Annotated in this window: 1 protein-coding gene; it reads left to right on the top strand. The window is 44.6% G+C overall.

Translation table 11 applies throughout. From position 1 onward, the window contains the following. Positions 1-154: 154 nt before the first annotated feature. The gene (locus ACWHAR_RS28195; protein ID WP_003180196.1) at positions 155-358 is read left to right on the top strand and encodes an alpha/beta-type small acid-soluble spore protein; all 204 of its coding nucleotides are present in this window, start codon (positions 155-157) and stop codon (positions 356-358) included. Positions 359-654: the final 296 nt, after the last annotated feature.

Below are 654 nucleotides of genomic sequence, written 5' to 3'. Positions count from 1 at the left end.
CGCATTTATTTTATTGAATCCACCATAATACGTAGTACAAACCAACATTGGGCTTTAGCCGAGAAGGCAGCGGTTTTCTATCGGTGGAAGCCGTCAGCTGGTGCAACTCCAGTCAGCCCAACCATACCATTTTTATAAAGGAGTTTGATGACAAATGGCTAATCAAAATTCTTCAAATCAACTGCTTGTCCCAGGAGCAGCGCAAGCGATCGAACAAATGAAATTCGAAATCGCTTCTGAGTTCGGCGTAAACCTTGGCGCTGACACGACTTCCCGTGCAAACGGTTCTGTCGGCGGAGAAATTACAAAACGTTTAGTTTCCCAAGCTCAAGCATCTATGGGCGGTCAACAATTTTAAACAACTTCATATTCATGGATAACAGAAGGTGCATATACTGCACCTTCTTTAGCTTTTCGGCAAACCTTCTCATTCATTACCATCACGGGGGCCTCCCCTCTGGCATATCTTGTGAAAGCCCGCACCCGCTTCTCCTTTTTTCATATGCTGGTATAAAGGAGGGGTCGGCATGCAGCTGATGTTGAGCATCAATTGGGAATTGATTCAATTTGTCGGGATTTCTCTATTGAATGAGTATGTCTCAAATGTCCGTCCTTATCATGGAACCTTTTGTTTACGCGGGGCTTTTTCTTCCG

The organism is Bacillus sp. LR--39, assembly GCF_053613335.1.
The sequence above is the reverse complement of the archived record's forward strand: the minus strand, read 5'-3'. Positions and strand labels throughout refer to the sequence as shown.